Origin of the sequence: Nocardia sp. NPDC057440 (assembly GCF_042802915.1) — a bacterium.
In the GTDB taxonomy this organism is placed as follows: domain Bacteria; phylum Actinomycetota; class Actinomycetes; order Mycobacteriales; family Mycobacteriaceae; genus Nocardia.
Genome location: NZ_JBHVDF010000019.1, coordinates 97,160 through 101,184, shown reverse-complemented (window position 1 = coordinate 101,184; position 4,025 = coordinate 97,160). Strand labels below are relative to the sequence as shown.

3 protein-coding genes are annotated in these 4,025 nt (G+C 67.7%); 1 reads left to right on the top strand and 2 read right to left on the bottom strand.

Annotation, left to right across the window (positions count from 1 at the left end; all coding sequences use genetic code 11):
- Positions 1–143: 143 nt before the first annotated feature.
- Together recA and ACFU4Z_RS30770 are read right to left on the bottom strand one after the other, a co-directional pair.
- A complete protein-coding gene (recA, locus tag ACFU4Z_RS30775; RefSeq protein ID WP_378684258.1) occupies positions 144–1,190 on the bottom strand; it encodes a recombinase RecA in 1,047 nt (348 codons plus the stop codon).
- Between the two features lie 238 nt (positions 1,191–1,428).
- Positions 1,429–2,451 carry an Lrp/AsnC family transcriptional regulator gene (locus tag ACFU4Z_RS30770; protein ID WP_379069963.1) on the bottom strand — a complete coding sequence of 341 codons (1,023 nt, stop codon included), beginning with the start codon at positions 2,449–2,451 and terminating at the stop codon, positions 1,429–1,431.
- 98 nt (positions 2,452–2,549) lie between these two features.
- Here ACFU4Z_RS30770 and ACFU4Z_RS30765 point away from each other — a divergent pair, with 98 nt between their 5' ends.
- Complete coding sequence (locus ACFU4Z_RS30765) at positions 2,550–3,962, top strand: MFS transporter (RefSeq protein WP_379069960.1); 1,413 nt, start codon at positions 2,550–2,552, stop codon at positions 3,960–3,962.
- Positions 3,963–4,025: the final 63 nt, after the last annotated feature.

Below are 4,025 nucleotides of genomic sequence, written 5' to 3'. Positions count from 1 at the left end.
ATCGCGCTCGCTCCCGCGCGCCCGGCCGCACTGCGGTCGCGCGCGGCGGCCCGCGCGCGTGTGTCCGCGCGGGGGGGCGCGCGCCCCGCGCCCGCGCCCCCCCCGGACCGGAACGTTGCGGTGTGCGTCGGCCGTTCATCGGATCAGAAATCGGCGGGCACCTCGGCGACCGCATCGGCCGCGGTCACATCGGCGCCGATGCCAAGCTTTTCTTTGATCTTCTTCTCGATCTCGTCGCGGATATCGGTGTTCTCCAGCAGGAACTTGCGGGCATTCTCCTTGCCCTGACCCAGCTGGTCACCGTCGTAGGTGTACCAGGAGCCGGACTTGCGAACGAAGCCGTGCTCGACACCCATGTCGATGAGCGAGCCTTCCTTGCTGATGCCGAAGCCGTACAGAATGTCGAACTCGGCCTGCTTGAACGGCGGCGACACCTTGTTCTTGACCACCTTGACGCGGGTGCGGTTGCCCACCGCGTCGCTGCCGTCTTTGAGTGTCTCGATGCGGCGCACATCCAGGCGCACCGAGGCGTAGAACTTCAGCGCCTTACCACCCGTGGTGGTTTCGGGGGAACCGAACATCACGCCGATCTTCTCGCGCAGCTGGTTGATGAAGATGGCGGTGGTACCCGTGTTGCTCATCGCACCGGTCATCTTGCGCAGCGCCTGGCTCATCAGACGGGCCTGCAGACCGACGTGGCTGTCACCCATCTCGCCCTCGATCTCGGCGCGCGGCACCAGCGCGGCCACCGAGTCGATGACGATGATGTCCAGCGCGCCGGAACGGATCAGCATGTCGGCGATTTCCAGGGCCTGCTCACCGGTGTCCGGCTGCGAGACGAGCAAGGCGTCGGTATCGACGCCGAGCTTGCGGGCGTACTCGGGATCGAGGGCGTGCTCAGCGTCGATGAAGGCCGCGACACCGCCCGCCGCCTGCGCGTTGGCCACTGCGTGCAACGCGACGGTCGTCTTACCCGAGGATTCCGGGCCGTAGATCTCCACGACACGACCGCGCGGCAGCCCACCGATACCGAGAGCCACATCCAGCGCGATGGAACCGGTCGGGATCACCGAGATGGGCTGGCGGGCCTCCTCGCCGAGACGCATGACCGCGCCCTTGCCGAAGCTCTTCTCGACCTGAGCCAACGCCATCTCGAGCGCCTTGTCGCGGTCATACGCCTGTGGTGCCATGTCCTGATCCCCTTTTCGCCGGGTAAGTCTTCGTTCTTGGTTGGCGCCCACATTAGAGGGCGGCACCGACAAGTTCTGGCGCCCACATTAGACGAACAGATGTTCGAGTCAAGCGACGCGCCCGGTAACACGCGAACCGGCTTCCCCTCCCCCTGGCAACCGGCCCGTTAAGCGAGGTCGAGCCGCGACGGGTTCGCCGGACATCGACGTGATCCGCCACCCGCACCTGCGAATCCGATCACCGCACCAAGGAAATCCGATCACTGTCCAGCAGTGTCTGCGCCTGCTTGAAGACCCGCAGCGCGGGCGTGACCTCGACGTCGGTGATGCCGTCGAGGGCGCCGAGCCGCTGCGTGACATAGCGGTAGAGGTGCGCGGTGTCGCTGCACATGATCGAAACCATCAGATTGGTAGGCCCGGTGGTCGCGGCGACGAACACGGTTTCCGGGTGCGCCGCGATCGCGGCGCCCGTCGCTTCCAGATCGGCGGGCCTGGTGCGCAGCCACAGCGCCGCCCGCACGGCATATCCCATCCGCTCGATCGCGAAGTCGAGATCGAAGTACAGCACCCCGGATTCGACGAGCTCGGTCATGCGGCGGGCCACTCGCGTTGCGGTCCAACCGATTTCGGCGGCGATCTGCGCGTACGGCGCACGACCGTCGCGGCCGAGGATCATCAGCATCGCCTCGTCGTGCGCCGAGAGGTCGACCGGAGTCTCCGGCCCGACCTTGTCGGCGGTCGATCCGCGCGGACCGAGTTGACGCAACTGCGCGCCGGTGAGCAGGTGGCTGTAATGCGGCCACTCCTCCCCGAGCGGGAAACGGTGGATCACCTCGTGTGCGGTCAGCCCGGTCACCTGACTGGCCTGGGGCAGGGTGTGCAGCAACAGCCTGTCGCGACGCTCGGCGGAGCGTGGCCGGCTCACACAGGTCACCTCGGACCCGGTGGACAGCAAGGTGACCCAGCTCAGATCGGGGAACCTGGCCAGCGATTCGGCCAGCCGCACCGCCTTGTCCGGCGTAGACCTGAGGCGGATCACCCACCGGGCGTGCCCGAGCGGCACCGCGTTCACCTGACCCGACACATGCAGGATGCCGCGTTGGCGCAGTGACCGATAGCGGCGCGCGACGGTCTGTTCCGACACTCCGAGGATGGCGCCCAGCTTGGCGAACGCGATTCTGGCGTCGGTCACCAGCGCGTACACGATCTGCTTGTCGAGCACATCAAGAAGGGAGGATTCCTGCGCATCTTCGAGCTGCACCGGAGGAATCTATCGCAGATGTCGATTTGACTATGAGGATATCGCCGGTCATCGCACGCTAGGCGTCGAAATCGTTCGCATTGCCTCGGAGGCTTCCCGTGAAGAAATGGCTCCCCTTGTTCGCCGCGTGCCTCGGCACGCTGATGCTGCTCATCGACGTCACCATCGTCAATGTCGCACTCCCCGACATCGCCGCTGATCTCGGCACCGGCCTGTCCGGCTTGCAGTGGGTGGTCGACGGCTACGCGCTGGCACTGGCGGCACTGCTGCTGATACTCGGCGCGCTGGCCGACCGGGTCGGCGCGAAACGGGTGTATGTGGCCGGGCTCGCGGTGTTCGCCGTCGCGTCCCTCGCCTGCGGGATCGCGCACTCCGCATCGAGTTTGATCGCGGCGCGGGTACTTCAGGGCGTCGGCGGCGCGGCCATGTTCGCGACCACGCTGTCGCTGCTGCACGCGACCTACACCGGCCGCGATCGCGGTGTCGCCTTCGGCGTTTGGGGCGCAGTCTCCGGTGCGGCAGCAGGCCTCGGCGTCGTGCTCGGCGGTGTGCTCACCGACGTGTTCTCGTGGCGGTGGATCTTCTTCGTCAATCTGCCGATCGCCGTGGTGGCGATCGCCATGACCGCGAGCGTGTTTCCGGCGTCGATGCGTCGGGCCGATCGCGCGGTGGATCTGCTCGGCATGCTGACCTTCGCGACCGCGGCCACCGGGGCAACCTTCGGTGTGATCCGAGGTGGTGAGCGCGGGTGGACGGATGGTCCCGCGCTGTCGGCGCTCGTGCTCGGCGGTGCGGCGCTGCTGGCCTTCTGGTTCGTCGAATCCCGCAGCGCGGCACCGATGTTCCCGCTGACGCTGCTTCGCAACCGCGATTTCGGCGGCACTCTCCTAGGGGCGAGCGGACAGACCTTCGCGGCTTTCGCGGCAACACCGCTGATCTCGCTATGGCTGCAGCAGCAGTTGCACATGACCCCGCTGCACGCGGGCCTGGCGATGCTGCCGATGGCCGCAACCGCATTCGTGGTCGCCGCGGCGTTCGGGCGACTGCTGCACGACACGGCGCCGAAGTGGACGATCGGCGTCGGGCTCGTCGTCGTCGGCATCGGCTCCGGACTGCTCGCCCTGATCGACGCCGGATCATCCTGGACCGCGCTACTGCCCGGGTTCATAGTGATCGGAGCCGGGATCGGAATCAACGCACCGGCATTGGTCGCCGTCGGCATGGCCGCGGTGCCACCGCAGCAGGGCGGCACGGCCGCGGGCGCGGTCAATACGGCGCGACAGCTGGGACTCGCGCTCGGGGTCGCGGTGCTTGGCACCGTGTTCCGCGAGGTCGCCGACGCCGATCAGCGGATGACGCAGGCGCAGTTCGTCGCTGGGCTCGACGCCGCACTCGAGGTGGCGGCCGCCGTCGGCATCGCATTCGGGCTGATCGCGTTCGCTCTGTTCCACCGGCAGCGCATGGTTGCCGGGGCAGAGCGGGACGATCGCACGGCAGTCGGCGCACGATAACCTGCCGGCGAATGCGGCGTGATCGGGAGCCCGCGGGCGCGCGCCGCGCCCCCACGAAGCGGA

Coding starts and splice junctions, on each gene's coding strand:
- recA (WP_378684258.1), bottom strand. CDS start 1,190: ATGGCACCACAGGCGTATGACCGCGACAAGGCGCTCGAGATGGCGTTG.